Raw genomic sequence first — 26,167 nt, 5'->3', positions numbered from 1 at the left:
ATGAAGCATCAGCGCCTGCCGCTCTTGCTTTTCGGGGGAGGCGTCGTCCTCATCCTGGTGGCGATCTTCTGGTCCCTTTATGCCTATGGCCAGGTCGGCGGCCTGGTGGCGGGTAAGGGCCTCAGACCCAGCCAGGTCTTTCTCTGCCTGTTCGGACCCTTCGAGCGCTGCGTGCCGCTGGCGGCCGCTCATGCCGAGCGCGGCACCTTGGCCTATTCGCCCTGGCTCTTCTGGCTGGGAACCATCGCGATCCTGGCGAGCTTCGCGCTCAACCTCGCCAAGCGCTCGGCCGACGAGGGGTGGGGACCGCGCCTGCAGCGTGTCCTCATCCCGGTCGACCAGGTCTCGACCTTCGTCGGCAAGCTCTTTGCCTGGTCCATCGTCATTCTCACCCTGGCGGTGAGCTACGAGGTGTTTTCCCGCTACGTGCTGAGATCGCCGACGACCTGGGCCTATGACGCGAGCTATATCCTCTATGGGGCGCTGTTCATCATGGCGGGCGCCTATGCGCTGTCGCGCAACGCGCATGTACGCGGCGACTTCCTCTATCGCACCTGGTCGCCTCGGCGCCAGGCGCTGATGGATCTGGTGCTCTATATCCTGTTCTTCTTCCCCGGTATTATCGCTTTCATCTTCGCAGGGTACGGTTTCGCGGCGCAGTCCTGGATGACGCATGAGCATTCGGCCTACAGCCCGGACGGCCTACCGGTCTATCAGTACAAGACGCTGATCCCGGCGACCGGCGTGCTGCTGCTGCTGCAAGGCTTCGTCGAGGTGGTGCGCTGCATCTTCTGCCTGAGGCGCGGCGAGTGGCCGCAAAGGCTGCATGACGTCGAGGAGCTGGAGAAAGTCATCCTCGCCCAGCATGCCGAACCCACCACCGCAGCCGGAGGCCGCCCGTGACCGACCCGCAACTGGGCGTGCTGATGCTCGTCCTCTTCATTTTCCTGATCATGCTGGGCTTCCCGATCGCCTTCACCCTGATGGCGATGGGCGTCGGCTTCGCCTTCCTCGCCTATGACGGCAATATCGATACGGTGGCGGCGCTGCTGGTCCAGCGCACCTGGTCGGTGATGACCAATGACGTGCTGATCTCGGTGCCGCTCTTCGTCTTTATGGGGTACATCGTCGAGCGCGCCAATATCCTCGACCGCCTGTTCCGATCCATCCAGCTCGCCTCAGGCGCGTTGCCGGGTTCGCTCGCCATCGCCACGCTCGCCACTTGCGCGCTGTTCGCCACCGCAACCGGCATCGTCGGCGCGGTGGTGACGCTGATGGGGCTGCTCGCCTTTCCGGCCATGCTGCGCCAGGGTTATGACGTGAAGCTTTCGGCCGGCGTCGTCTGCGCCGGCGGCTGCCTCGGAATCCTCATCCCGCCCTCGATCATGCTCATCCTCTATGGCGCGACGGCCGGCGTGTCGCCGGTGCAGCTCTATGCCGGCGCTTTCTTTCCCGGCCTGATGCTTGCCGGGCTATACATGGTCTATGTGATGATCCGGGTGCTGATCAATCCGTCGCTGGCGCCGCCCATGCCCAAGGCGGAGCGTGATGTTCCTTATGCGACCATTCTGTATCAGCTTGTCACATCCTTCCTGCCGCTGGCGCTTCTGATCCTAGCGGTCCTGGGCGCCATCCTGTTCGGGCTCGCCACACCTTCCGAAGCCGCCGCTATCGGCGCTTTGGGGGGCGCTCGTGCTTGCCGCCGCATATCGCTCGCTCAATTACGAGATGCTGCGCGAGTCGGTCTATCTGACGGCCAGAACCTCGGCCATGGTCGGCTGGCTGTTCGTCGGTTCCTTCATGTTCTCGGCCGTCTTTGCGGCGCTGGGCGGCGACGGCGTGATCAAGGATTTCGTGGTCGGGCTCGATCTCTCGCCGTTCACTTTCCTGATTGTCAGCCAGATCATCATCTTCATTCTCGGCTGGCCGCTCGAATGGACCGAGATCATCGTCATCTTCGTACCGATCTTCCTGCCGCTGCTCGAGCATTTCGGCATCGATCCGTTGTTCTTCGGTCTCCTGATCGCGCTCAATATCCAGACGTCGTTCCTGTCGCCGCCCGTCGCCATGGCGCCTTTCTATCTGAAGGGTGTCGCGCCGAAGCATGTAAACATCAACGACATCTTCAGAGGCGTGATGCCCTTCATCGTCATCGTGCTGATCGCCATGGTGCTGCTCTACACATTCCCGGAGATCGGGCTGTGGCTGCCGCGCCAGCTCTACGGGCACTGAGCATTCGGGAGCTAGCTTCCCGGCCAGCGGTAGATGACATCGCCGATGCCGATGGGCTCGAATATCTCATGCGTCACGGCGATGAAGCCGTGACGCTCATAGAGGCGGCGGGCCCCATAATTCTGCTGGGCGCAGTGCAGCTCGATGCCTTGCGGATAGAGCGCCTTGGCGAGATCGAGACAGGCCGAGCCCATTCCGGCGCCCTGCCAATGCGGAGCGATGAAAAGCTTGTCGATGAAAGCCGGCTTGAGGGTGAGGATTCCCGCCACCACGCCCGAGATTTCCGGCACGAAGCAGCGCTGGCCTTCGGCGACGGTTTCGAGAAGGCGCTGGCGCGATACGGAAACCGGATGATTGTAGCCGAAATAGGCATAGGCCTGGCGGCAGGCGGCATTTGCGGCCTCGGCCGCCGCGTCATGGTCGCGCGGTTCATAGGGCCTGATGCGGAACAGATGGGCAGCGCGCATATGGTGAGCTATAGAGCCGCCACTTAATCAGGACCAGCAGGCTGCAATGAAAAAGTTCATCCTGGGCATCGTCTATGCGCTGATCGCCCTTGTCGTCGTCTTCATGGGCGGCGCCTATGTGCTGCCGGGCGAGGCGGTGGTCGAGCGCCAGATCACCATCGCGGCACCACCCGACAAGGTCTTCGCCATCGTCGGCGATCTCAAGCGGTTCAAGGAGTTCTCCCCCTGGGCCGAGATCGATCCGGGGCTTCATTACAGCTTCGAAGGGCCCGAAACCGGCATCGGCCAGAAGATGTCCTGGACCTCCGACAACCCGCAGCTCGGCAGCGGATCGCAGACGGTGGTCGACTATCAGCCGAACAAGCGCTTCGCTACGACGCTCGATTTTGGCGGGAGGGGTAGTGCGATCGCCTATCTGGATTTCGTGCCGGTTGCCAATGACACGCGGGTCACCTGGGGGCTCAAGACGCTGCTGCGCAATCCGCTCGAGCGCTGGATGGGACTTCTCTATGACCGCACGTTCGGGCCCGACAACGCCGAGGGCCTCGCCAAGCTGAAGGCGTTAGCCGAAAAATAAAACGCAGCCCGACCGTTCTCCGGACCGGACCGCGCCTCCTGTCGCCTTGCACTTGCCCCCTTGACTACGGGAGAGGCGTGTAAGGAGTTTCAATACCAAGCTCCAAAACTAAAGGGTCCGGGAAAGGGCCCGTTAAGGATTGGCTTTGTCGCTATTTTGGGCGATCAGTTCGGTACGCGGCCCGCGCTCCAGAAAGGTGTTGAGCGCGATGTAGGAGCGGGTGCCGCGCACCCCCGGAATGTCATAGACCCGCTTCAGAAGCTGCTCGAGAGCGCCGGTGCCCTCGCAGCGAACCTTCAGGATCATGCAGCTGTCGCCGGCGACGGAATGAAGTTCTTCCACCCGCGGATCCTCGCCCATGGCCAGCATCTCAGGCGTCTTGCCCCAGCCTTCGGTCGTGACATGGACGAATGCGAGGAGGGGGCAGCCGATGGCCTCGCCGTCGATCTCGATGGTGGTGCGGCGGATGGCGCCTTCCTTCTTGAGCTTCTTGACGCGCTCGTAGACGGAGGGGGCGGATAGACCTAGCCTTTCGCCCAGGTCGCGATAAGCGATCGAGGCGTCCTCGGCCATGATGGCTAACAGCTTTCGGTCGATGGCGTCCATGGGCGGGTTATCCCTGAATGAGGTTCGGTAGACAAAAATAGCCGTTTCTAGCGTTCTCCATAACATGATATGGAGATAATTGGAATTCATCTATCAAGGTTAGACGCCATGACCGCCGTCGCCAGCACTCCCTCCGCGCAGAACCATCTGCTGATCCTGATGTCTGGTATCGCCGCGGTCGGCATCCAGGCGCTGATGCTGTCGCCCATGTTGCCCGATATCGGGTGGTCGCTTGCCGCCGGTCCGGTCGAGATCGGCATCGCCTCGGGCGCCTATGGTGTCGGCGTGGCCCTGGCCGCCCTCCTGGCAGCGCCGCGGCTCGGCCAGTGGCCCAAGCGCCAGGCGATCCAGATCGCCTTTGCCGTCATCGCCGCCGGGCTGACGCTGTGCGCCCTCGCCCGCGACTGGCGGATGCTGGTAGCCGGGCAGTTCGTCACCGGCCTCGCGGCCGGCGTGATTATCCCCGGCACCTATGCGCTCACCGCCGATTTGACCCCGGACCACATGCGCTCGCGCGCCATGGGGCGGGTAATCTTCGGCTGGTCGGTGGCCATGGTGGCGGGCGTGCCGATCGCGGCCATCCTGTCGGATCTTATCGACTGGCGCGGCACCTTCATCGCAGTCGCGGCGATCTCAGCCGTCATGATCTTCGGCATCGGGCTATTGCCGAAAGCCGAAGCTACCGCCGCCTCGCGTCCCGTTCCTTATCGCCAGGCGCTGGCGGTGAAGGGCATGCCGCTGGCGCTCATCGCCACCTTCGTCTTCATGATCGGCTTCTACCAAACTTATACGTTCCTCGGCGATCATGCGCGCCAGTTGCACCATGCCGGTGCCTGGCTTGGCGGGATCATCGCCGCTTCCTATGGCATCGGCTTCGGCCTCGCCGTGTTTTTCGACGGCTTTATCGACCGGGTGGGACCGGCGCGGCTGATGGCGACGGCGTTGTTCGTCGTCGGCATCAACTACATTGTGCTGCCCTTCGCGACGCTGAATTTGTGGACGGCGATCACCTATCCGCTGATTTGGGGATTGGTGCAGCATGTCGGCATGAATGTGCTCGTCTCCTATATTGGCGCCACTCCAGCGGCGGAGCGGTCGACGGCGATGGGGCTCTTTTCGTTCATCACCTATGTGGCGGTAGGGCTTGGCGGCGGTCTCTATGGCAGCGTCTATGCCACCTATGGTTTCTTCGCCACGAGCTTCGCGGCGACGGCGAGCCTGTGGGCGGGGGCGGTGTTGGTGCTGCTGTTCCTGCCGAAATCCACCAGTCGGACCTGATCTTCAAATATTGCTGCAACAAGCGATACGCTTCCGCTTCTGCGTGAGGCGAAATCCGACATCGCCGTGCCGGAATCCGGACTGACTTTATGCGGCATTCAGGCAGTATGCTGAATAACCGTTCAATCAGTTCGAAGTTCGCCGACGCAACACCGGCAGGGAGGGAAGGAATGGTGAGGGGGATGATCAGGATCATTCTGTGCTGTCTGGGACTTATGCTTCCGGCGATCGCGGCCCAGGCGCAGCAAAGCGTGCCGCTCAAGGTCATGAGCTTCAATATCTGGTATGGCGGCGAGCAGTCGGATTTCGGCGCGGTGATCAGGGCGATCAAGGCGGCCGATCCCGACATCATCGGCCTCCAGGAGCCGGACGGCAATATCGAGAAGATCGCCGAGCTCGCCGGTTATGGCTATGTCGATACGCGCCGCCACATCATCAGCCGCTATCCGATCTTCGATTCAGGCTCTGGTGCTGCGCCCGATTCCTCAGGCCTCGTCTATTCGCTCAACGGCGTTGCGCCCGACACGGTGCATGCCTGGGTCATGGTCAGGCCCGGCAAGGCGGTGGCGGTGGCCAATCTTCATCTGACCAGCGATCCCTATGGGCCCGAGGCGGTGCGCGACGGCAAGACGCTCGAAGAGGTGCTCAAGATCGAAACCGAGACGCGCGTGCCGGAAGCGCAACCGATCGCCGATGCACTCGGCAAGCTCGCCAAAACCGGAGTGCCGGTGTTCCTCACCGGAGATTTCAACTCACCGTCGTATCTCGACTGGACGGCGGAGGCCGCCAAGGCGCGAAAGGAGATCAAATACCCGGTCGAATGGCCGGCATCGAAGCTCTTCGCCGATGCGGGCCTCACGGATTCCTATCGGACGGTCAATCCGGATCCGGTGAAGACTCCGGGCCTCACCTGGACGGTGGGTTATCCGCAACCCTATATCCGTCCGACCGAGACGCACGACCGCATCGACATGATCTGGTCGGCAAATGCCAAGCCGGTCGCGAGCGTGCTCGGCGGCGAGAAGGGCAATCCCGATGTCGGGGTCGTGGTCGATCCGTGGCCGTCGGATCATCGCGCGGTGATCTCCACCTTCGAGGTGACGCCGGTCGATGCGCCGGCACTCATCACCGTCGAGCCCCGGCCGGTGATCGCAGGCGAGGACTTCCGCTTGCGCGTCAACATGCCGGACAAGGCCGACTGGAGCGCCATCGTCATGGTGCGTGACGGCAATCCCGCGACCGATGCGCTTACCGGTGTCGCCAATGTCGGCTTCTGGGACCGCCCCTCGATCAAGCTGACATTGCCCGGCTGGAACGATGGTGGCGAGTTCACCGCCGTGCTGCTCGACGCGCAGGGCAAGGAGCTGGCGCGTTCGCTGTTCACGATGAAGACGAAGGATGCCCAGACGGAGCTGGCGACGGACAAGGAAGTCTATAGACCGGGTGAGCCGATCAAGATCAGCTTCACCGACGCGCCCGGTTATAAATATGACTGGATCGCATTGTACGGGCGCGGGCAGGGCGATGCGAATGCGTACAACTATCTGACCTATATCTACACCAATGCCCGCTTCAACGGCTCCGTGATGCTGGACGAGAATGCGCTGACCGAGCCGCTGACGCCTGGCGAATATGAGCTGCGCCTGATGAAGGACGATCACTATGCCGTCCAGGCGGAGGCGTTCTTCAAGGTGGAGTAGAACGAAGCTGCCTATTGCATCATCCCCTCTCCCCGTTGGGGGCGAGGGTAAAGACGCTACGCGCCGAGCTCGATGAGCACGATCTCCGGCGGCATGCCGAAACGCACCGGCAGGATGCTGCAGCCGAGGCCGCCCGAGACGATGAGATGACGATCGTCCTCGACGACGTGGCCATAGGCGAAGCGGTTGCCATAGGCAGACGGCACCACTGGAGAATAGCCGAGGAGACGCACCTGGCCGCCATGGGTGTGACCGGCAAGCGTGAGCGAAACGCGCTTCGGCACTTTGGTGAAGCCGTCGGGCTCGTGGATCATGAGGATGACCGGTGCGTCGTCGGTCACCTTGGCGAGCGTGCCGTCGAGATCGTCGAGGCCGATGAAGCGGTTGCGTCCTGCGATGAAGGCGATCTGGTCGGCCAGCCCCAAGAGCCAGAATGCCCGGCCATTGTGCTCGAGGCGGACGCCGTCATTCTCATAGACGGGAATGCCCGCCGCCTTGAGTGTCTCGCCATAGAGACTGGGGCCGGCGCGCCGCTTCTGCGCCGCCCTGTCGTCCCACCAGTCGTGATTGCCGAGAATGGCATGCCGGCCGAGCGGTGCCGCGAGCCCGGCGCAGACGGAGGCCGTATCCTTGATCGGGACCCCGCTGGTGACCAGGCGATGGCCGGCGGCGTAGTCGCCGAGCATCAGGATGAGATCGGGGTTGAGGGCATTGGTCGCCGCGACGATGCGCTCGACCCGCGCGAGGCTCATATAGGGATTGCCAGCATGGATGTCGGCGAGCGCGGCGATGCGCAGCTTGAAGTCAGCGGGCCAGCCGGGCGGCGTCAGCTTGTATTGCTGCACGCGCAGAAGGAAGCCCGGCTCGATGCCGAAGGCATAGCCGGTCATCGCCGCGCCCGACAGAGCGAGACCGCCCAGCCATTTGAAGAACGTCCGGCGGTTCATGATGTCGCGCTTGGATGACGGGAACAGCCCATGATCATCACGCTGTAGTGGCCGCATAGCGGCCCGCGAAGGGTGGCAAGCGGCAAGTCCTTTGTTCCTTGATCATGCTTCGAGGCTCCCCCGGCTCGAGGCCGGGGAAGCACCTCAGCATGTGAGTATCGCAATTGCAACAGCCATGCGCTATCTGCCTTTCCAGACCGGCTTGCGCTTCTCGGCGAAGGCGCGCGCACCTTCCATCTGATCCTCGCTGGAGTAGAGCGCATCGACCGTCTTGAGCTTGCGCTTGGTGACGAGGTCGAAAGCCTCCTTGACGCTGAGACGCTCGGTCTCGCGCACCACTTCCTTGATGGCCGCGAAGACGAGCGGCGGGCCCTCGGCTAGCATCGCGGCGACTTCGCGTGCGCGGATCATCAGATTGGGCTGGGTCACAATCTCGTTCACGATGCCCCACTGCCTGGCTTCGTGGGCATCCATGCGCCGACCCGTGAAGAGAAGCTCCATCGCCACATGGTAGGGAATGCGGCGTGGCAATTTTATGGTGGCGGCATCGGCGAGCGTGCCCGAATTAATTTCTGGTAATGCGAAAGTCGCGTGATCGGCGGCAATGATGACGTCGGCCGAGATCATGATCTCGAAGCCGCCGCCAAAGGCGATGCCGTTCACCGCGGCGACCACCGGCTTGTTGAGGCCGGGCAGCTCCTGCAGGCCGCCGAAGCCGCCGATGCCAAAATCGGCATCGGGCGCCTCACCTTCGGCCGCCGCTTTCAGATCCCAGCCGGGGCAGAAGAATTTCTCGCCCGATCCGGTGAGGATCGCGACGCGCAGTTCCGGATCGTCACGGAACTTGGCGAAAGTCTCTCCCATGATGCGGCTCGTCGGCGCGTCGATGGCATTGGCCTTGGGACGGTTGATGGTGACTTCGAGGACCTTGCCGCGGCGTTCGACAACGAGTGGTGACGACATGAGCTAACCTTTACGCATTCTGATGAGGGCATCGACCGCCACGGCACCTTGACCTTGTGGCAGGACGAGCAGGGGATTGACATCGAGCTCCTCTATAAGGCCTCGATGCGCCTCGGCAAAGTCTGCAATCGCCGTGACCGCCTTCATCACGCCTTCCTGATCGCCGGTTCTGTTACGGAAACCTTCGATGAGCTTCCATACTTTCAATGACTTGAGCGCGCGCTCGATCTCCATGCGCGAGGCCGGCAGAATGAGCGTTGCCGAATCTTTGAGCAGCTCGGTCAGGATTCCACCGGCGCCGAGCACCAAAGCGAGACCGAATTGCGGATCGGATTTGAGGCCGACGATCAATTCCGCCACCGCGCCCGTCACCATGCGCTCGACGATAACCTCATCGGCGAGCTTAGCCATGCGCGCCGCTGCGGCGGCGACCTCATCCGCGCTCTTCAGATTGAGCGCCACACCACCTGCCTCCGTCTTATGCGCGATCGCGGCGGAAGAGACCTTGAGCGTCACCGGATAACCGAGCGTCTCCGCCGCCTTCACCGCGTCCCCCGTCTTGCAGACGATGCCCTCCGGCACGTCGAGGCCATACGCCTTCAGCCTTTGCTTGGCGTCGTGTTCGGTGAGTGTCGCCAGATCGCCGCCGCGCTCGGCCATCGCGACGAAGGCCGGCGGCTTGTCGCGTCGCGCCCAGTTGCGGCCGATGAAGGCAGCGGCTTCGAAAGCGGTCAAGGCATCGTCGAGCCCCATCATCGGGGCGACGCCGGCCGCCGCCATTTCCTCGGCGAGCGGCAGCGGCAGGCATTCGGGCAGGCTCGCCACCATCGCGGCGCGAGCTTTGGTCGTCCTGGCGGCGCTTCGCAGCGCGCGCGCCGTGGTGAGCCAGCCATCGGGCTTCATCGCCGGGTTGGTCGGAATGTCGAGGATGAGCATCGACACGTCGAAGCCGCTCGAAAGTACGGCGGAGAAGGTCGCGGTGAGCTTGTCTTCCTGGTTCCAGATGAAGGTGTGGTAATCGAGTGGATTGTCGATGGACACATACTCATTGAGCGTCGCCGCGACTTTCGGCTTGCTGCAGGAATCGAATTCCGGGAAGCGTACATCTCTGCCCATCGCCATATCAGCGATGAGTGCCGCTTCACCGCCCGAGCAGCTCATCGAGACGAGACGGTTGTCCTTGAGCGGGCCGCCATTATGGAGAAATTTGAGCGTCTCGACGAAAGCCGTCACCGAGGTCATGCGGGCGACGCCAAAACGCTCGAAGAGCGCGTCATAGAGCGTGTCGGCGCCGGCGAGCGAGGATGTGTGGCTCATCGCCACCTTGGCGCCTTGCTCGGAGCGCCCGGTCTTCAGCGCCACCACGGGCTTGCGGTTCCGGCGGGCCGTCTCGGCCGCTTTGGCGAAAGCCGCAATGTCCTTCAGGCCCTCGATATGGAGGCCGATGGCCGTGATGCGCTCGTCTTCAGCCAGAGCCTCGAGCATGCGGGCGATATCGATATCGGCCTGGTTGCCGATGGCGAAGACGGCGGCGACGGGGAGTGCGCGGCGCGTCATGGTGAAGTTGCAGGCGATGTTGCCCGACTGGGTAATGATGGCGACGCCGCTTTCGAGATGTGCCAGGCCGTGCTCGTCGGGCCACAATGCCGCATTGGCCAGAGCGTTGACGAAGCCATAGCAATTGGGGCCCATCAACGGCATGCCATTGCCGGCCTCGAGAAGCTGGCGCTGCAGTTCCTTGCCGGTGTCGCCGGTCTCGGAGAAGCCTGAAGCATAGATGACGGCGCCGCCGCAACCGATCCTGCTCAGATGGCGGACGATGTCGATGGTGGGCTCGCGCTTGACCGCGATGAAGGCCGCGTCCGGTATCCCGTCGATCTCCTCGACTGAACGGATGCAGGCAATGCCACCCAGCTGCTCGCGCTTGGGATGGACGGCCCAGATCCTGCCGGTGAATCCCAGAGCGAGGGTGCGCTTGATCGCGACATCGCATTCATGGCCGCCGATGAAGACGATGGATGTGGGCGAGAGGAGGCGGGTGAGGGATGTGGTCATGGTTTTCTTCTCTAGTGGATAGACCACCCGACCCCCACCCCGTCCCTTCGGGCCGACCCTCCCCGCAAGGGGGAGGGTGAGCGCTGGTCGCGAGTGGGGGCGAGCAGCTCCTCCGTTCCGTTATCCGCCAAGCGGTCTGAGCAGCGACCGCGATATGATATGGCGTTGAATCTCGCTGGTGCCTTCCCAGATGCGTTCGATGCGGGCGTCGCGCCAAATGCGCTCGAGCGGCAGTTCTTCCATCACGCCCATGCCGCCATGGATCTGGATGGCCTCATCGGCGACCATGGCCAGCATCTCGGTGGCCTTGAGCTTGGCCATCGCCATGTCCATGTCCTCGACGATGCCCTGGTCGTATTTCCAGGCGGCTTCAAGGGTGAGGAGCCAGGCCGCCTTGAATTCGAGCGCCATGTCGGCGAGCTTGAAGGACACGCCCTGGAACTTGCCGATCTGCTGGCCGAACTGGACGCGGTCGACCGCCCATTGCTTGGCGTGGTCGAGGGCGCGCTCGGCGCGGCCGATGCAGGTGGCGGCGACCTGGAGACGGGTGGCGCCGAGCCAGGAATTGGCGACCTCGAAGCCTTTGTGAACTTCACCCAGCACTGCCGTTTTGGGCAGGCGGCAATCGGTGAATTCGAGGATGCAGTTCTGGTAGCCGCGATGCGAGACATTGCGATAGCCGTCGCGCACCACGAAACCCGGATGGCCCTTGTCGACGAGGAAGGCGGTGATCAGCTTCTTCTTGCCGCGCGGCGTGTCCTCTTCGCCGGAGGCCGCGAACAGGATGACGAAATCGGCGACATCGGCGTGGCTGATGAAATGCTTGACGCCGTTGACGACGAAATCATCGCCTTGCCGGACGGCCGAGCATTTCATGCCGCGCACGTCGGAACCCGCACCAGGCTCAGTCATGGCGAGACAGTCGGACTTCTCGCCGCGCACCGCCGGGAGCAGATATTTCTCGCGCTGCTCGCCCTCGCACGCCATCAGGATATTGGACGGGCGCGCCACGCAGTTCCAATGCAGCGCGTAATTGGCGCGGCCGAGCTCACGCTCATACATGACCCAGGTCTGGGTATCGAGGCCGGCGCCGCCGGCTTCCGCCGGCATGTTGGCGGCATAGAGGCCGGCTTCGATCGCCTTGGCTTTGAGTTCCTCATAGAGGTCGCGGCGCAGCTCGCCGGTGCGCTCCACTTCCGCCTCATGCGGGAAGAGCTCGTTCTCGACGAAATCGCGCGTGGTCTTGACGATCATGCGCTGTTCTTCGGAGAGGGCGAAATCCATGGAGGTCAGCTCCCTATGTGGAAGGTTTCGGAATGACCGTCGACCGAGATCGCCTGGCCGGTCACCATTTTGGCGGCGGGCGAGGCCAGGAAGAGGCACATGTCGGCGATCTCCTCCGGCTTGACGAAGCGCTTGATCGACTGCGCCTGGACATAGTCCTTGTAGACGACGTCGAAGGCGACGCCGCGGCTGTCGGCCTCGGCTTTGATGACGCGTTCCATGCGCGGGCCCTCGACCGAGCCTGGGCATATCGCATTGGCGCGCACATCATAGGGGCCAAGCTCGACGGCAAGCGACTTGGTGAAGCCGATCACCGCCCATTTGGCCGCGGCATAGGGGGTGCGCAGGCCATAGCCATAGAGGCCAGCGGTCGAGGAAATGTTGATGATGGAGCCTGCGCGTTGGTCTTTCATCACCGGCGCGGCGCGTCTGGCGCAGAGAAACTGCGCGTCGAGGCAGACGCTCATACATTCGCGCCAGTCGTCGAGCTTGAGCTCCTCGACATAGCCGGTCGGGCCCTTGATGCCGGCATTGTTGACCAGCACGTCGAGGCCGTCCAAATCGTCAAGCGCCTCGTCGAACCACTGGTCGACTGCTTCCTCGTCGGTGATATCGAGATGGGTGGCGGCGATCTGCGGGTATTTGTCCGTGGCTTCGCCCAGAGCCCGCTCGTCGACATCACAGATATGCACCTTGGCGCCATTGTCGGCGAAAGCCTTGGCGATGGCCCAGCCGATGCCGGAGCCGCCGGCCGTGATCATCACGCGCTGCAGCATGCGTCTCTCCCAGGATTGTCAGCGTTTCTTCTTGGCAGGCTTCTTCTTCGCCGTCGCCTTATTCTTCGGCGCCGGCTTCGGCTTGCCCTTCTTGGGCATGCTCATCACCCGGCCGAGCTCAGGCGGGGCTTTGAGCTTCTTATGCACAGACCAGACGGCCGAAAGCGCCTCATAGATATCCGCGCGCATCGGCGAGACCTTGCCGGCCTTCTGATCGACATGGAGCTGCATGATCTCGTTGGTGGCGACGAGCTCACCCGTCTTGCCATGCAGCATGCGGTGGAAGAGATGCATGCGCTTTTCATCAAGGCCGACAAGCCGGGTCTCGATGGTGAAGGGCTCGCCCGCTTTCATCTCGCGATAGTAATTGAGATGCGTTTCGGCGGTGAAGAAGGTGAGCCCCGACGCACGATAGGCCTCGTCATCGCCGGTATAGCGGAAGAAGGCGTCGAGACCGTCGCCGAAGGCCACCAGATAATAGGCGTCCTGCATGTGGTTGTTATAATCGACCCAGGAGGTCATGACGGTGCCGTGGTGCAAGGCGAGGGGACCGTCGATCTTGGCTCCCTTCTTCCAGCGCTCGAGGGCCTTGAGGCGGCGCTCTTCCTCGCGCGCCAGCACGAGGCCGGCGCCGACCTTGTGCTGCTTGAAAAGATGCATCATGTCGACGAGGACGTCGTTGCGTTTGGCCTCGATCTCGGCAACGGTCTGGCCTTGCGCCTGCGCCTCGCAGCCTTCGACGAGCCGCTTCTCCAGCGCATCATTCCACTTCGGATATTTGAGATCGGTCCAGGGCAGATCGAGCGTCGGGTCGAACTGACTGATAAAGGCGCGCATGCCGCCAGGGCCGCCGGCCGCGTGATAGGTGAGGAAGGAGCCCATGAAGGCCCAGCGCATGCCGGCCGAATAGACGATCGAGTCATCGATATCGGCAGTGGTGCCAATGTCCTTGTCGAGGACATGCAGCGCCTCGCGCCACAGCGCTTCCTGCAGGCGGTCGCAGATATAGCCGTCGATCTCCTTCTTGAGCCGCAGCACATGCATGCCGATGGCTTCGAAATATTTGCCGGCGCGGTCCATCGCGTCGGATGAGGTCTTGTCGCCCGGCACCGTTTCGACGAGGGGCAGCAGATAGACCGGGTTGAAGGGATGGGCGATGATCACACGCTCAGGGCGGGCGCATTCGGACTGAAGCCGCGAGGGCAGGAAGCCCGAGGAGGACGACGCGATGATCACGTCAGGCCGCGCGTGGGAGTCGAGGTCCCTGAAGAGCTTGATCTTGAGCTCCTCGCGCTCGGGTGCGGCTTCATGGATGAAGTCCGCTTTTGACGCCATCTCCCTGAGATCTGTGGTGAAACTGAGCTTGCCCTTCTTCAACTTGGGGGTGTTGAGGAGGCGGATCATCGACGGCCAGGCGACGTCGATGGCAGCTTTGAGCTTGGCCTCGGCTTCCGGCACGACGTCATAGGCGATGACGTCATAACCCCTGATGAGCAGGCGCGCGGCCCAGCCGGCGCCGATGAGGCCGGTTCCCGCTATGCCGACGGTCTTGATGGACATGGGTGTTTCCTCTCTGATTTTTGGAAGACACCCTCATCCGGCCTTCGGCCACCTTCTCCCGCAAGCGGGAGAAGGGGAGGTTGGGAGAGGGCGCCTCGCTCTCTTGAGTTCTAGCGCTTCTTCAGCTTCAGGATGTCGCGCGCTTCGTCGGGACTCGCGACCTTGGAGCCGAGGACCTCGATGATCTTGACGGCGCGCTCGGTGAGGGTGCCGTTCGAGGCATAGACGCCTTTTTCGAGATAGAGATTGTCCTCGAGGCCGACGCGCACATGGCCGCCGAGCAGGATCGCCTGCGCCACCATCGGGAACTGGTTGCGGCCGATGCCGAAAGCGGCCCAGATGGCGTTCTTCGGCAATTCGCCGACCTGATAGGCCATGGTCTGCGTATTCACAGGCGCGCCCCACGGAATGCCCAGGCAGAGCTGGAAGAGCGGCGGATCCTCGACGAGGCCCTCGGCGACGAGCTGCTTGGCGAACCACAGATTGCCGGAGTCGAAAATCTCCATCTCGGGCTTTACGCCATAGGACTGGATGAGCTTCGCCTGCTCGCGCAACTGCGCCGGCGTCTGCACGACGATGGTGTTGCCGTCGCCGAAATTGAGCGTGCCGCAATCGAGCGTGCAGATCTCCGGGCGCAGCTCCTTCACATGGAGCAGGCGCTCGGCGGGGCCGACGAGATCGGTGTTGGCTTCGTTGAACTGGCGCGGCGTCTCGCCGGGACCGATCTCGACATCGCCGCCCATGCCGGCGGTGAGGTTGATGATGACGGTCTTGTTCTTGGCGCGGATGCGCTCGACCACTTCGGCATAAAGCTCGACATTGCGGGCACCCTTGCCCGTCTTCACATTGCGCACATGGCAGTGGACGATGGCGGCGCCGGCATCGGCGGCTTCGAGCGCCGCATTGGCGATCTGCTCAGGGGTTACCGGAATGGCCGGGTGCTTGCCGACCGTGTCGCCGGCACCGGTCACGGCGCAAGTGATGATAACTTTGGGGTTCATTTTGTGTCCTCCCTGGGAATAAGGTCGGCAGGAGAGTAGGGTCGGAAATCTCAGCTGATTTGACTTTTTCCGCCATTGGCTTGATAATTATCGCCTGATATGGCCCGCGATATCGCCTTCCTGCTCATCCCGCGCTTCTCGATGATCGCGCTGTTCTCGGCGCTGGAACCCTTGCGCGTGGCGAACCGCTTCGCCGGAGAGGCGTTCGCCTGGCGCTTCGTGTCGATGGACGGTGAGGCCGTTGTCGCCTCCAACGGCATTCCGGTGTCGGTCTCGGCAAGCCTCGAAGAGATCGGCCGGCCGGATGTGGTCTTCGCCTGCGCCTCCTATGAGCACGAGGCCGGCATGGTGCGCCCGGTGCTCAATGAACTGCGCCGGCTCGCCCGTAATGGGGCGCTCCTGGGCGCCGTCGATACGGGCGCTTTCCTGCTTGCCGGCGCGGGCGTCCTCGACGGGTATCGCGCCACCTGCCACTGGGAGACGCTGCCGGCTTTCCGCGAAAGCTATCCCGGGATCGATGTGGCGGAAGAGACCTATGTGCTCGATCGCGGCCGCATGACCGCCTCGGGCGGTGCCGCCGCGCTCGATATGATGCTCGACTGGCTGGGCTCGATCGAAAGTGAAGCGCTGGCGCAGAAGGTCGCCGACACGCTTGTCCATACCAGGCATCTCAATCATCCGGGCGAGGCGAGGGTGCCGGTCGGTTCGCGTTATCGGCTAGACGATCCGCGGCTCGTCAAGGCGATCCGCCTCATGGAAGAGCATGTCGAGGACAAGGTGACTTTGAAGGATGTGGCGGCCGCCACCGGTCTCTCCGACCGCCAGCTCGAGCGCCTGTTCCATAAGTATCTGCAGATGACCCCGGTCGGCTTCTATCGGCAATTGCGGCTCGACCGGGCGCAGCGCCTCTTGACCTATTCGCGCTTGAGCGTGCGCGATGTGGCGCTCGCCACCGGCTTTTCGACCCTGGCGGAATTTTCCCGCGCGTTCAAGCAGCGCTATGGCCGCCCGCCGAGCCATGCACGTATGAGCATCGCATGATGCGGTTGTGGCAAAGGGGTATGATCGCGCTCGCCCGCTCAAGTGCGGTCAAGGATTTCATGCAAAACCGGCGCGGCATGAGGAAGCTCGCGGAGCGTTTCGTGGCAGGCTCCGATGCGGCGGCGGCGGTCGACACCGCGCTGCAGCTCCTGGATAAGAAAAACATCCGCACATCGTTCTACTATCTCGGCGAATATGTCGACCGGCTGGAGCTGGTGCAGGAGAATGTCGACCAGAAGCTCGCCATCGCCGGCCGGCTCACCGACGAGGCGCTCGATGTGCATGTGTCCGTCGATCCGACGCAGATCGGGCTGCAGACCGATCCGGACCAGGTGGGGCCGCGCGCCCGCACCATCGGCCGCGCCATCACGAGAGCGTCCGCCGGCAAACCCGGACTCCATTGCCTCATGCTCGACATGGAGGATGCCAGCGTCGTCGATTTCACCCTGGCGCTCCATGACGATCTGAGGCGCCTCGAGCTGCCCGCGGCGATCACGCTCCAGGCCTATTTGCGACGCACCGAACGTGATGTCGAAAGGCTGATCGCCGCCGGCGCCAAGGTGCGCCTCGTCAAAGGCGCCTTTGTCGGCAGCAGGGAGGTGGCCTTCACCAGCGAGGCCGAGATCAAGGCCAACTACCGCAAGCTCGTCGGGTTGATGCTGAGCGCGCAAGCGCGCGCGAGCGGCTTCTATCCCATCATCGCCACCCATGACGACCGCATTCAGGCCGAGGCGATTGCACTCGCCCGCAAGAATGGCTGGCCGCAGGGCGCCTACGAGTTCGAGATGCTGCTCGGTGTGCGCAGCGACGTCGCCGAGGCGCTGGCGCGGCAAGGCGAGCGGGTGCGTCTCTATGTGCCGTTCGGGTGCGACTGGTGGCCTTATGCGATCAGGCGGATCGGGGAGAATCCGGCCAATGGGATGCTGCTCGCGCGATCTCTCTTATCGCGCCGGTAAGGCCGCCTGCCATTCCTTGATCCAGTCGAGCGGCCAGATCAGCATGATGATATTGAGGGTGAGATTGTCGCGGATCATGAAGCCGGTGAACAATTCGAAGAAGATGGCGAGCGCCACCGTGACCCAGACCGGCGCGCGCCAGGCCAGGAAGAAGCCCGCCACCATCGCCAGGATATCGCTCACCGAGTTGATGACGCTGTCGCCATAGTAATCGAGCGAGACGGTGGCCTCGCGGTAGCGGTTGATGATGAAGTCGCTGTTCTCGGTGATCTCCCAGGCGCCCTCGACGAGGATGGCGAGACACAGGCGCAGGCCCAGAGGCCAGCGCCGGCCGATGAGCCAGAACAGGCCATAGAAGATGAAGCCGTGGATGAGATGGGACGGCGTGTACCAGTCGGTGAGGTGCTGGGAATTTTCCGAGCTCATCACCACGCCATGCCAGAGCTTGACATAGCCGCATTTGCAGATGGGCTCGCGGCCCATGGCGAGGAGAATGATGGCGCAGACGACGATGAGGGCCGCGGCGGCCAGCCAATAGACGGTCTGGCTTCGTGCCGTCGTCGTGGTAGCCGTCTCCGTCATGCGATTCGAGCCCTGTCCCGATGATGGGCAGAGGCTGTAGTCGACTATGCCGTGAAAGTCACGGCCACAGGTTGTGGCCGTGACCGGTCTGGGATCAGCCGCGGGTCGGCAATGTCTGGAAGATCATCTTGCCCGGCTGCCGGCTGACGCCCTTGGCGGCGCCGGTATTCTGGTATTTCACGCCTTCGACGACTTTCGCCTCGACGATATTGTAGGTGGCGACATGACTGCGCGCGAGCTGAGGCGCCACACCTTGGCTGAGCTTAGGGATGGACTGGGCGCCCGGGCCCGCGAGGGCCTGTCCGGCGGAAAACAGGGAAAATACAGCGAAGATCGTAAAAATCCTCATGAAGAGTGCTCCGGATCCTTGAACGTTTCGTGGTGTTGTCTCAACGCTGCCGATCTTGCCCGGATCCGGCTGAATCGGGTTTGAAAGCTCTATTCACAGGAGGTTCACGCGTCCGCGCCGGGGGCCTCGACCAGCAGGCAGCCGCCGATCTTCCAGGAGCCGTCGGGCTGGCGCTCCATGGCGTAGAGCGCCGTCCAGGCCTTGCCGTTGGCGTCGATGATGGTGACATGCTGGGTGGGCTGTCCGCCCATCTCATTGCCGATCCGGCCGAAGGCATAAGACTGCCGGCGATAGACCGGCGCGTAGCCCTGCCTGACCATCGACATGAAGATCTCAGGCGTCGGGAAGAGGCGCTGGATGGAAGGGGCGGCGAAGCCATAGGCGGCGGCGCCGTCGTCGGCGTTGAAGGCGTTGAGCTGGCCGGTGATGATGCGCTGGAATTCCGCTGCTTCAGCTTCCGATACGCCTTGTGCGGAAAGGGGCAGACAGGCGGCGAGAAAAGCGAGAAGGCCGAACAGGGGGGCGAGCAGTCTGCGGGTCATGGCATATCTCCCTCCAGGGTCTACGCAATTCCGACCCCTGGGGTTGCAGGCGCGCTATCATGGCATGAAAAGCCCGTCGCAGCACGAGTTAGTACTTTGGTCTCAATTGGTGGTCGCTTGACCGTCATGGCCGCCCGGCGCAAGCTCGGCGGTGGCGAAGACAAGGGATCGGTCCCCGATAACAAACCAATTGGGACGGCGCGATCCCTCCTGGGAGGAAGTATCGATGTCTGCGATCTCCATGAAAGTGAATGGGAAAGCTGTGTGCGGCACGGTCGAGGCGCGCACGCTTCTGGTTGAGTTCCTGCGCGAGAATCTGGGCCTGACGGGGACCCATGTCGGCTGCGACACGAGCCAATGCGGCGCCTGCGTGGTGCATGTGAACGGCAAGGCGATCAAGTCCTGCACGGCGCTGGCCGTCGCCTGCGACGGCGCCGAGGTGACGACGGTCGAGGGCCTCGCCAAGAACGGCAAGCTGCATCCGATGCAGGAGGCGTTCCACGAGCATCACGGTCTGCAATGCGGCTTCTGCACGCCCGGCATGCTGATGGCCGCCGTCGATCTGGTCAAACGCAAGGGCAAGAAGCTCGACGAGGCGACGATCCGTCATGAGCTCGAAGGCAATATCTGCCGCTGCACCGGCTACCACAATATCGTCAAGGCCATCCAGGCCGGCGCCGAGAATATGTAACGCAGAGCGGATCAGGAGGACACATCATGAGTGACACCGGAATCGGCGCTCGCGTGAAGCGCAAGGAAGATCGTCGTTTCATCACCGGCAAGGGCCAATATACCGACGACATCAATCTGAAGGATCAGACCTACGCCTATTTCGTGCGCAGCCCGCATGCGCATGCGACGATCAAATCGATCAAGGTGCCGAAATGGAAGCCGGAGGAGGGCGTCGTCGCGGTGTTCACCGGCGAGGACGTCGCCGAGGACAAGATCGGCGGCCTCATCTGCGGCTGGATGATCCATTCGAAGGACGGCGCGCCGATGAAAGCGGGCCCGCATCCGATACTGGCGCAGGGCAAGGTGCGTTATGTCGGCGACCATGTCGCCGTCGTCATCGCCGAAAGCAAGGATCAGGCGAAGGCTGCCGCCGCCAAGATCAATGTCACCTATGGCGTGCTGCCGCATGTCGTCGATGTTGCCAAGGCAACAAAGTCGAAGGCTCAGATCCACGATGTGGCCCCTGACAACACTGTCTTCGAATGGTCGCTCGGCGACAAGGCGTCGACCGAGGCCGCGTTCCAGCGCGCCCATCACGTGACCAAGCTCGACATTGTCAACAACCGGCTCATCCCCAATGCGATGGAGCCGCGAGCCGCCATCGGCTCCTATGACTCGGGCAGCGACCACTACACGCTCTATACGACCAGCCAGAACCCGCATGTGGCGCGCCTCGTGATCTCGGCCTTCCACGGGCTTGCACCGGAACACAAGCTGCGCGTTATCGCGCCGGATGTGGGCGGCGGTTTCGGATCGAAGATCTTCATCTATGCCGAGGAAGTCGTCTGCGTCTGGGCGTCGAAGCGCATCGGCGGGCGGCCGATCAAATGGACCGCCGAGCGCACCGAAAGCTTTCTCGCCGATGCACATGGGCGCGATCACGTGACCCAGGCAGAGCTGGCGATGGACGAGCAGGGCCACATTCTGGGCCTCAGATGCCACACTATCGCGGGCATGGGCGCCTATCTGTCGACCTTCGCCTCCTGCGTGCCGACCTATCTCTATGCGACGCTGCTCTCCGGACAATATGCGATTCCGGCGATCTATGCCGAGGTGGACGCGGTCTACACCAATACGGCACCCGTCGATGCCTATCGCGGTGCCGGCCGGCCGGAAGCGACCTATGTGGTCGAGCGCATCGTCGAGACGGCGGCGCGCGAGATGAAGATCGATCCGGCGGAATTCCGCCGGCGCAACTTCGTCAAATCCTTCCCGCATCAGACGCCGGTCATCATGACCTATGACGCGGGCGACTATGACGCCTCGCTGCGGAAGGCGCTGGAGATCGCCGATTACGCGGGCTTCCAGGCGCGCAAGGCGGCGGCAGCCAAGAAGGGCAAATTGCGCGGCATCGGCTTCGCCAACTACATCGAAGCCTGCGGCATTGCTCCCTCTGCGGCGGTCGGTTCGCTCGGCGCCGGCGTGGGTCTGTGGGAATCGGCTGAAGTCCGGGTCAATCCGGTCGGCACGGTCGAAGTCCTCACCGGTTCACACAGCCACGGCCAGGGTCACGAAACGACCTTCGCCCAGCTCGTGTCGGACCGGCTCGGCGTCGACATCAACTCGGTTGCGATCGTTCATGGCGACACCGACAAGGTGCAGTTCGGCATGGGCACCTATGGCTCGCGCTCGGGTGCTGTCGGCATGACGGCGATTTCCAAGGCGCTCGACAAGGTCGAAGCCAAAGCGAGGAAGGTCGCCGCTCATGTGATGGAAGCGGCGGAAGGCGATATCGAATTCAAGAACGGAAGCTTCTCCGTCAAGGGAACCGACAAGAAGATGGCTTTCGGCGAGGTGGCGCTCGCCGCTTACGTGGCGCATAAGTTCCCGACCTCGGAAATCGAGCCGGGCCTCAAGGAAAGCGCCTTCCACGACCCGAGCAACTTCACCTTCCCGGCCGGATGCCATATCTGCGAGGTCGAGATCGACAGCGATACCGGTGTCACCGAGATCGTGAACTGGACGGCGGTCGATGACTTCGGCACCATCATCAATCCGATGATTGTCGAAGGCCAGGTGCATGGCGGCATCACCCAAGGCATCGGCCAGGCGCTTACCGAGGGCTGCGTCTATGACAGCGACTCGGGCCAGCTCCTCACCGGTTCCTACATGGATTACTGCATGCCGCGCGCCAAGGATGTCCCATCCTTCAAGCTCGGCTTCACCGAAACCAAATGTCCGTCCAACCCACTCGGTATGAAAGGGTGCGGCGAGGCGGGCGCCATTGCGGCACCGGCGGCGGTGATGAATGCGATGACCAACGCGCTCGACGTCAAGGATCTTCCGATGCCGGCAAGTCCGCACATAGTGTGGAAGCAGTTGCAGGCGACGAAGATGGCAGCGGAATAAGGGAGGCGACCCATGGAAAATTTCAATTATCACCGGCCCACGAAACCCGCTGATGCCGTCAAGGCGATGAAAAAAGCCAAGGACGGCAAGTTCCTGTCGGGCGGCATGACGCTGCTGCCGACCATGAAGCAGGGACTGGCCGCACCCACCGACATCATCGATCTCGGCGGTCTCAACAATTCCGGTGTCGAGGTTGCCGGCGCCAAAGTGGTGGTCAAGGCCGGCACCGTGCATGCCGATGTCGCGGCCGACAAGGAGCTCAAGAAGGCCATACCGGCGCTGGCGCGGCTCGCCGGCGGCATCGGCGACCCGCATGTGCGTCATCGCGGCACGATCGGCGGCTCGATCGCCAACAATGATCCGGCGGCGGATTATCCGGCGGCGGTCGTCGGCCTCAATGCCACGGTCGTGACCTCGTCACGCAAGATCGCCGGCGACAAGTTCTTTACCGACATATTCACGACGGCGCTCAAGGATGATGAGATCGTCACGGCGGTCGAATTCCCGGTGCCGAAACGGGCGGCCTATGTGAAGTTCCCCAACCCGGCCTCGCTCTATGCGATGGTGGGCGTCATAGTGGCCGAGCTCAAGGACGGCTCGGTGCGCGTGGCGGTGACGGGGGCAGGGCCCAAGGTGTTCCGCGTGCCGGAGATGGAGAAGGCCTTGGAAGCAAAGTTCTCGGCCGACGCCATTGCCGGCATCAAGGTCAGCCCGCGCGGTCTCAACAACGACCTGCATGCCTCGCCCGAATACCGCGCCCATCTCGTCAATGTGCTGGCGCGCCGCGCGGTGGCGGCGGCGAAGTAGTGCCCTTTGACGCTTTTGCGAATAGCGGGGCCCGTATGTATAGACATGCGGGCCCCTTTACTTTGAAGGATCATCATGCCGAAACCGCTTCCCACCTCGATCGACGCCACGGCGGCGCTGCTGGGGGCCGAGAATTACATCGCCGACCGGGCGCTCGGCACCGTGGTGTTTCTCGCCCTTCGCATGGGCCGGCCACTCTTTCTCGAAGGGGAGGCGGGTGTCGGCAAGACCGAGATCGCCAAGGTGCTTGCCGAGGCGCTCGGTCGACGGCTCATCCGGCTGCAGTGCTATGAAGGCCTCGATGTCAATGCAGCCGTCTATGAGTGGAATTATTCAGCCCAGATGATCGAGATCAGGCTCGCGGAAGCAGCCGGCGATCTCGACCGCGACCGATTGGGCCATGACATCTTCTCGGAGAAATTCCTCACCAAGCGGCCGCTGCTGCAGGCGCTCGAGGCGCCGAAAGGGGCAGCTCCGGTCCTTCTGATCGACGAGCTCGACCGCACGGATGAGGCTTTCGAGGCCTTCCTGCTGGAAGTCCTGTCCGACTTCCAGGTAACGATCCCGGAGCTTGGCACGGTGAAAGCGGAAGAACCGCCGATCGTCGTCATCACCTCCAACCGTACCCGCGAAGTGCATGACGCGCTGAAGCGGCGCTGTCTCTATCACTGGGTCGGCTATCCCGATGCCGAGCGCGAGATCGCCATCATCAAGGCGCGCCGTCCCGAAGCCTCGCAGATACTGGCGCGCGAGGTGGTGGGCTTCGTCCAGGCGCTCCGCGGTGGTGATCTCTACAAGGCGCCGGGCGTCGCCGAGACGCTCGACTGGGTCTCGGCGCTGCATGAGCTCGACGCCGTGGCGCTCGATCCCCAGACCGTCAATGACACGCTGGGCGTGCTGCTCAAATACCAGGACGACATCGTGCGCATGGAAGGATCGGAGGCCAAGCGCATTCTCGATCAGATCAAGGCCGAGATCGCCACCATGGCGCGGGGCTGATGGCCCGGCCTCCGCTATTGCCGGGGAGTGCTGCGCCTTCCGGCCGGCTCGCCTTCAACATCATGCATTTCGCGCGCGTGCTGCGCGAGGCGGGGTTGCCGGTGGGACCCGGCCATGTCATCGACGCGCTCGATGCGGCCGCGATCGGCACGCTCAGCTCGCGCGAGGATTTCTATTGGACGCTGCATGCCGTCTTCGTGAAACGGCGGGAGCATAAGGAGATCTTCGATCAGGCTTTCCATGTCTTCTGGAAGAAGCCCAAGATGCTGGAGCAGCTCATGCAGCTGATGTTCCAGCAGATCACCAGGCCTGCCGACGAGAAGGCGAAGAAAGCCGGCTTCCGGCGCCTGGCGGAGGCGATGTTCGACAAGGTCGAGAGCGACAGCCGGCGCGAGGAAAAGCCGGGTTCGCTCGATTTCGACGCGACCTTCTCGCATTCGGCAATGGAAGTGCTGCGGCGGAAGGACTTCGAGCAGATGACGGTGAGCGAGCAGGCGCAAGCGCGGCAGGCCATCGCCCGCCTGCGCATTCACCGGCTCGAAATCCCGACCCGTCGCTACCGGCCCTTCCACAGCGGTAAGCGGGTGGATTTGCGGCGCACGCTGAAGGGCTCGCTCAGGGCCGGCGGCCATTTCATCGATCTCGCCCGGCGCGAGCGGCAATGGCGCGAGCCGCCGCTGGTGGTGCTGTGCGACATATCGGGGTCGTGCTCGAATTACAGCCGCATGTTCCTGCATTTCCTGCATGGGCTGATGAATGACCGCGAGCGGGTTTCGGTCTTCCTGTTCGGCACCAGGCTCACCAATATCTCGCGCGAGCTGAAGCGCCGCGATGTCGATGAGGCGATGGCGAAAGTCTCCTCGGCGGTCAGGGACTGGTCGGGCGGCACGCGCATCGGAAGTGCTCTGAAGGAATTCAATTATAAATGGGCGCGGCGGGTTTTGACGCAGGGCGCCCATGTGCTGTTGATGACCGACGGCCTCGACCGCGAGGATGTTTCGCTGCTCGAGACCGAGATGGCAAGGTTGCGCCGCTCGGCGCGGCGCATCATCTGGCTCAACCCGCTGTTGCGGTATCAGGGCTTCGAGGCGCGCGCGGCTGGCATTCGCGCCATGATGCCCTATATCGATGAGTTCAGGCCGGTCCATTCGCTCGACAGCCTTGCCGATCTGGCGGCCGCGCTTGCGGCGCCAAGGCGGGCGGAGCATGATCCCAGGACATGGCTCAAGGCAGGCTAGGAGGTTCAAATGGCAGGCTCCGATCCCACCGTGCTCGATCAGGCGGCGCAGTGGCTGAAAGACGGACGGCAAGTGGCGCTCGCCACCGTCATCGAGACCTGGGGCTCGGCGCCACAGCCGGTCGGCAGCCAGCTTGTCATTGACGCGGACGGCAATTTTATCGGCTCGGTATCGGGTGGCTGCGTCGAAGGCGCGGTGGTCACCGAGGCGATCGACATCATCGCCTCGGGCAAGCCCAAGACGCTCGCTTTCGGTGTGGCGGATGAGACGGCGTGGCAGGTCGGCCTCGCCTGCGGCGGCAAGATTCGTGTTTATGTGGAACCGCTCGGCGCATGAACTTCGATACTCTCGAGCAGGTCCTGGAGGCCAGGGCCCAGCGCAAGGCCGTGGCGCTGGTTACCGAGCTGGCCACCGGCGCGCAACGCGTGGTGACCCGCGATCATGCGGCCGACGATATTCTCGCCCATATTCTGGACGAGGCTTTCCGCTTCGACCGCAGCGGGGTGCACAAGGTTCCGGAAGGCGAGTTCTTCGTCCATATCCATAATCCGGCGCTGCGCCTCGTCATCATCGGCGCCGTCCATATCGCGCAGGCCGTGATCCCGATCGCCAAGGCGGCGGGCTATGACGTAGTGGTGGTCGATCCACGCGGCGCTTTCGCCACCGGCGCCCGGTTTCCCGACATCATGCTCCATGCCGAATGGCCGGACGAAATCCTGCCGAAGCTTGGTCTCGACCAGCGTACCGGCATCCTGGCGCTGACTCATGATCCGAAAATCGACGACCCCTCCCTGCATCTGGCACTCAAATCGAAGGTCTTCTATATCGGCGCCCTTGGATCGAAGAAGAACCAGGCGGCGCGCGCCCAGCGTCTCGCGGGCGCCGGCTTCTCCGAGGCCGATATCGCCCGCATCCATGGTCCCATTGGCCTTGCTATTGGCGCTCAAGGCGCGCCGGAGATCGCCATTTCGATCATGGCCGAGCTCACGCGCGTGCTGAGACTGGGGAGCTAAGATGCCGTGGGTTGGCCGGATATCGCGCAAATACCTCGCCCCGCGTAGCGGGGAGAGGAAGGGGCCCATTGCGAAGCAATGGGAAGGTGAGGGGCCTCTCGCGAGCTTACTGG

At 63.1% G+C, this 26,167-nt stretch carries 25 protein-coding genes and 1 pseudogene; 14 read left to right on the top strand and 12 right to left on the bottom strand.

Translation table 11 applies throughout. The features are described 5' to 3' along the window. Together G5V57_RS30560 and G5V57_RS30555 are read left to right on the top strand one after the other, a co-directional pair. A complete protein-coding gene (locus G5V57_RS30560; protein WP_246737424.1) occupies nucleotides 1-903 on the top strand; it encodes a TRAP transporter small permease subunit in 903 nt (300 codons plus the stop codon). After that, nucleotides 900-2,232, top strand: a pseudogene (locus G5V57_RS30555) (TRAP transporter large permease subunit). The gene G5V57_RS30560 and the pseudogene G5V57_RS30555 overlap by 4 nt, the downstream one beginning before the upstream one ends. Before the next feature lie 11 nt (nucleotides 2,233-2,243). On the opposite strand, the gene G5V57_RS30550 reads toward G5V57_RS30555, so the two are convergent. Beyond that, nucleotides 2,244-2,699: a GNAT family N-acetyltransferase gene (locus G5V57_RS30550; protein ID WP_165172472.1), complete on the bottom strand. Its 456-nt coding sequence runs from the start codon at nucleotides 2,697-2,699 to the stop codon at nucleotides 2,244-2,246. A gap of 46 nt (nucleotides 2,700-2,745) precedes the next feature. On the opposite strand from G5V57_RS30550, the gene G5V57_RS30545 reads away from it, so the two are divergent. After that, nucleotides 2,746-3,276 (top strand): SRPBCC family protein, encoded by a 531-nt coding sequence (locus G5V57_RS30545; RefSeq protein ID WP_165172470.1) that lies wholly within the window; start codon nucleotides 2,746-2,748, stop codon nucleotides 3,274-3,276. A gap of 132 nt (nucleotides 3,277-3,408) precedes the next feature. On the opposite strand, the gene G5V57_RS30540 is transcribed toward G5V57_RS30545, so the two are convergent. Continuing rightward, nucleotides 3,409-3,882 carry an Lrp/AsnC family transcriptional regulator gene (locus G5V57_RS30540; protein ID WP_165172468.1) on the bottom strand — a complete coding sequence of 158 codons (474 nt, stop codon included), beginning with the start codon at nucleotides 3,880-3,882 and terminating at the stop codon, nucleotides 3,409-3,411. 108 nt (nucleotides 3,883-3,990) lie between these two features. Here G5V57_RS30540 and G5V57_RS30535 point away from each other — a divergent pair, with 108 nt between their 5' ends. Further along, nucleotides 3,991-5,160 carry an MFS transporter gene (locus G5V57_RS30535; RefSeq protein ID WP_165172466.1) on the top strand — a complete coding sequence of 390 codons (1,170 nt, stop codon included), beginning with the start codon at nucleotides 3,991-3,993 and terminating at the stop codon, nucleotides 5,158-5,160. A 182-nt stretch (nucleotides 5,161-5,342) separates the two neighbouring features. After that, the gene (locus G5V57_RS30530; protein WP_165172464.1) at nucleotides 5,343-6,860 is read left to right on the top strand and encodes an endonuclease/exonuclease/phosphatase family protein; all 1,518 of its coding nucleotides are present in this window, start codon (nucleotides 5,343-5,345) and stop codon (nucleotides 6,858-6,860) included. A 56-nt stretch (nucleotides 6,861-6,916) separates the two neighbouring features. On the opposite strand, the gene G5V57_RS30525 is transcribed toward G5V57_RS30530, so the two are convergent. From G5V57_RS30525 to G5V57_RS30495, 7 genes are all read right to left on the bottom strand, one after another. After that, nucleotides 6,917-7,810: a metallophosphoesterase gene (locus G5V57_RS30525; RefSeq protein WP_165174333.1), complete on the bottom strand. Its 894-nt coding sequence runs from the start codon at nucleotides 7,808-7,810 to the stop codon at nucleotides 6,917-6,919. Nucleotides 7,811-7,987: 177 nt separating this feature from the next. After that, nucleotides 7,988-8,770, bottom strand: coding sequence for a carnitinyl-CoA dehydratase (locus tag G5V57_RS30520; RefSeq protein ID WP_165172462.1), 783 nt, complete (start codon nucleotides 8,768-8,770; stop codon nucleotides 7,988-7,990). A 3-nt stretch (nucleotides 8,771-8,773) separates the two neighbouring features. Beyond that, nucleotides 8,774-10,825: an acetate--CoA ligase family protein gene (locus G5V57_RS30515; RefSeq protein WP_165172460.1), complete on the bottom strand. Its 2,052-nt coding sequence runs from the start codon at nucleotides 10,823-10,825 to the stop codon at nucleotides 8,774-8,776. 120 nt (nucleotides 10,826-10,945) lie between these two features. Next, nucleotides 10,946-12,109: an acyl-CoA dehydrogenase family protein gene (locus tag G5V57_RS30510; protein WP_165172458.1), complete on the bottom strand. Its 1,164-nt coding sequence runs from the start codon at nucleotides 12,107-12,109 to the stop codon at nucleotides 10,946-10,948. Between the two features lie 5 nt (nucleotides 12,110-12,114). Then, the gene (locus G5V57_RS30505) at nucleotides 12,115-12,885 is read right to left on the bottom strand and encodes an SDR family oxidoreductase (protein ID WP_246737423.1); all 771 of its coding nucleotides are present in this window, start codon (nucleotides 12,883-12,885) and stop codon (nucleotides 12,115-12,117) included. A gap of 18 nt (nucleotides 12,886-12,903) precedes the next feature. Beyond that, nucleotides 12,904-14,445, bottom strand: a complete 1,542-nt coding sequence (locus G5V57_RS30500) for a 3-hydroxyacyl-CoA dehydrogenase NAD-binding domain-containing protein (protein ID WP_165172456.1) — start codon at nucleotides 14,443-14,445, stop codon at nucleotides 12,904-12,906. A 110-nt stretch (nucleotides 14,446-14,555) separates the two neighbouring features. Continuing rightward, nucleotides 14,556-15,446 (bottom strand): 3-keto-5-aminohexanoate cleavage protein, encoded by an 891-nt coding sequence (locus G5V57_RS30495; protein WP_165172454.1) that lies wholly within the window; start codon nucleotides 15,444-15,446, stop codon nucleotides 14,556-14,558. 99 nt (nucleotides 15,447-15,545) lie between these two features. Here G5V57_RS30495 and G5V57_RS30490 point away from each other — a divergent pair, with 99 nt between their 5' ends. Further along, nucleotides 15,546-16,487, top strand: a complete 942-nt coding sequence (locus G5V57_RS30490; protein WP_165172452.1) for a GlxA family transcriptional regulator — start codon at nucleotides 15,546-15,548, stop codon at nucleotides 16,485-16,487. A 20-nt stretch (nucleotides 16,488-16,507) separates the two neighbouring features. Then, nucleotides 16,508-17,443 (top strand): proline dehydrogenase family protein, encoded by a 936-nt coding sequence (locus tag G5V57_RS30485; RefSeq protein WP_165172450.1) that lies wholly within the window; start codon nucleotides 16,508-16,510, stop codon nucleotides 17,441-17,443. Here the strand turns inward: G5V57_RS30485 and G5V57_RS30480 are convergent. From G5V57_RS30480 to G5V57_RS30470, 3 genes are all read right to left on the bottom strand, one after another. Continuing rightward, on the bottom strand, nucleotides 17,429-18,025 hold the full coding sequence (locus G5V57_RS30480; protein WP_165172448.1) for a DUF2585 domain-containing protein: 597 nt from the start codon (nucleotides 18,023-18,025) through the stop codon (nucleotides 17,429-17,431). The genes G5V57_RS30485 and G5V57_RS30480 overlap by 15 nt on opposite strands. A gap of 94 nt (nucleotides 18,026-18,119) precedes the next feature. Next, on the bottom strand, nucleotides 18,120-18,374 hold the full coding sequence (locus G5V57_RS30475) for a hypothetical protein (protein ID WP_165172446.1): 255 nt from the start codon (nucleotides 18,372-18,374) through the stop codon (nucleotides 18,120-18,122). 104 nt (nucleotides 18,375-18,478) lie between these two features. After that, the gene (locus G5V57_RS30470; protein ID WP_165172444.1) at nucleotides 18,479-18,916 is read right to left on the bottom strand and encodes a DUF4864 domain-containing protein; all 438 of its coding nucleotides are present in this window, start codon (nucleotides 18,914-18,916) and stop codon (nucleotides 18,479-18,481) included. A 226-nt stretch (nucleotides 18,917-19,142) separates the two neighbouring features. Between G5V57_RS30470 and G5V57_RS30465 the strand changes: the two genes are divergently transcribed. The 7 genes from G5V57_RS30465 to G5V57_RS30435 all read left to right on the top strand — a co-directional run bounded on the left by G5V57_RS30465 (nucleotide 19,143) and on the right by G5V57_RS30435 (nucleotide 26,054). Then, nucleotides 19,143-19,607, top strand: coding sequence for a (2Fe-2S)-binding protein (locus G5V57_RS30465; protein ID WP_165172442.1), 465 nt, complete (start codon nucleotides 19,143-19,145; stop codon nucleotides 19,605-19,607). Between the two features lie 26 nt (nucleotides 19,608-19,633). After that, nucleotides 19,634-21,997 (top strand): xanthine dehydrogenase family protein molybdopterin-binding subunit, encoded by a 2,364-nt coding sequence (locus G5V57_RS30460; protein WP_165172440.1) that lies wholly within the window; start codon nucleotides 19,634-19,636, stop codon nucleotides 21,995-21,997. Nucleotides 21,998-22,009: 12 nt separating this feature from the next. Continuing rightward, entirely contained in the window at nucleotides 22,010-22,804 is a 795-nt protein-coding gene (locus tag G5V57_RS30455) for a xanthine dehydrogenase family protein subunit M (protein ID WP_165172438.1), read from the top strand. Between the two features lie 75 nt (nucleotides 22,805-22,879). Continuing rightward, on the top strand, nucleotides 22,880-23,803 hold the full coding sequence (locus tag G5V57_RS30450; RefSeq protein WP_165172436.1) for a MoxR family ATPase: 924 nt from the start codon (nucleotides 22,880-22,882) through the stop codon (nucleotides 23,801-23,803). After that, nucleotides 23,803-25,041, top strand: coding sequence for a VWA domain-containing protein (locus G5V57_RS30445; RefSeq protein WP_165172434.1), 1,239 nt, complete (start codon nucleotides 23,803-23,805; stop codon nucleotides 25,039-25,041). The genes G5V57_RS30450 and G5V57_RS30445 overlap by 1 nt, the downstream gene beginning before the upstream one ends. A gap of 9 nt (nucleotides 25,042-25,050) precedes the next feature. Beyond that, nucleotides 25,051-25,377 carry an XdhC family protein gene (locus G5V57_RS30440; RefSeq protein WP_165172432.1) on the top strand — a complete coding sequence of 109 codons (327 nt, stop codon included), beginning with the start codon at nucleotides 25,051-25,053 and terminating at the stop codon, nucleotides 25,375-25,377. Beyond that, nucleotides 25,374-26,054 (top strand): XdhC family protein, encoded by a 681-nt coding sequence (locus G5V57_RS30435; protein ID WP_165172430.1) that lies wholly within the window; start codon nucleotides 25,374-25,376, stop codon nucleotides 26,052-26,054. Before G5V57_RS30440 ends, G5V57_RS30435 begins: the two co-directional genes overlap by 4 nt. The last annotated feature ends 113 nt before the right edge of the window (nucleotides 26,055-26,167 follow it).

Source organism: Nordella sp. HKS 07, assembly GCF_011046735.1.
Taxonomy (GTDB): Bacteria; Pseudomonadota; Alphaproteobacteria; order Rhizobiales; family Aestuariivirgaceae; genus Taklimakanibacter.
The sequence above is the reverse complement of the archived record's forward strand: the minus strand, read 5'-3'. Positions and strand labels throughout refer to the sequence as shown.